Here is a 1,561-nt window from a genome sequence, read left to right on the forward strand (position 1 = left end):
TAGTTCGACCTGAGCAACTGCTCCCTATTTGGGCCGACAGAACCTCGCCTACGTAAGGCGGGATCAGGATTCAACGCAATTTACGTCCATACCTGGCGCATTTGAGGTTTTGTGAGCATTCTTGGCAATGACTGCAGGCAAATCCAGAGGAAAAGAAGAAGCCGTACCCAGTAGGCCCGCATTTTCCTTAAATTATGCCCGATGCCGCACAGGATGGCATGTATAGCGCCGCCTTCCTTGCCCGTCAAATGACAACGCTCCAGTAAACCGTCATTTTTCATATGGCCAATCATTGCCTCCTGGCCACTACGTCGCCGCAGTCGAGCCTTCTGTCGCTTGGTCAGCTTTCTCCCGCGATGGATCACATCTGCTTTGGTGTCATGCCTTCCGCGATAACTCAGATCCACAGCCACTGTCCGGGGTTTGACCGAACAGATTATTTCCGATTGCTCGAGCATGTCATCAAGCGTATGCCCGTCATACGGGTTGCCCGGATAACTGCGCATCTCGGTGACGAAGCCATCTTTCTGCGTGCAGACTATGCCAACCTTGGTACCGAATTCATAGCGCTTCCGTGCCTTTCCCTTGGAGATGCAGTCGACGTGCTGCTCGTGCAACGAATATATTTTGTTCTTGGTTTTCCGGTCTTTCAGCTGCCCAAGAAAACGTCTGGACAGTGCGATCAGATCCTGAGCTTCTTCTCTCATCGCTTCAGGCACCTGCGCCAATTGCCGTTCCAGTTCTCGCTGCAAGCGGCCTGCGAAACCTCTGAGTTTACGCAATGCCCTACGCATGCGCTTGTACTGCTTGGCATGTGCAAAACGACCCACTTGCTGTGAAAGTCTCGGCCCCTGTCGCGAGTAGGTTTGCCGGATCTTCAGCTCACTCCTTTTCATGAATTCTACAAGTCTCACCCGCAGCTTCTCCAGAAGAGCGCTGTCGGTGGGGTAAGCAATATTCTTTTCCATCACCGTGGAATCGACACAAACATCAGCAGAGTCTCGTCGTTCTACCACCCCGCTGCTCACTGCGCTCTCCACCACGGTTGTCAGCAACCACTCCATGCCTTCTTCACCCAAGCGCTTGCGCCAACGAATCAACGAGGTGGGATCGGCTGGCGAACGATGCTGGAAATGGGTTTCACCACAAAAGTACTGGAAATAGGGGTTCATCACCCAGACCTGCATCAGTCGCTCGTCAGACAAGGCTTCCATGTGCTTGAGCATCAACAGACCAGCAACGCGCCTGCCGGAATTGGCCATTGGGCCGCCGGCTGTGCTGAACAGGCCTCGCCAGTGATCTTCAAATATCTCCCACTGGAACGAATCTGCCAGCCGAACCAGTGAATTCTTCATGTTGATGAAATCCACCAGAGCAGGCCCGGAATCCTCGAACAACTTTGCCTGTGCGCCCAGTAACGATGGATCTGGTTTTGGCTTCATTTTGTGGTCCGAAATTACAACCTTTAGGCCCTATAATATCAAAAAGCTGCAATTTCCTGAAGACGATTAGCGCCAGAACCACTAGTTTTATAGGCTCAAACGAGTTATACAGGTCGAAC

Annotated in this window: 2 protein-coding genes; both read right to left on the bottom strand. The window is 52.3% G+C overall.

Translation table 11 applies throughout. From position 1 onward, the window contains the following. Positions 1 to 80: 80 nt before the first annotated feature. On the bottom strand, positions 81 to 1,361 hold the full coding sequence (locus ACUNV4_RS30330; RefSeq protein WP_430882422.1) for an IS5 family transposase: 1,281 nt from the start codon (positions 1,359 to 1,361) through the stop codon (positions 81 to 83). Beyond that, positions 1,303 to 1,561 (bottom strand): hypothetical protein (locus ACUNV4_RS30335; RefSeq protein WP_430882423.1); only part of this gene is annotated, 259 nt, incomplete at its 5' end. The genes ACUNV4_RS30335 and ACUNV4_RS30330, both read right to left, overlap by 59 nt.

Source organism: Granulosicoccus sp. 3-233 (assembly GCF_052681095.1).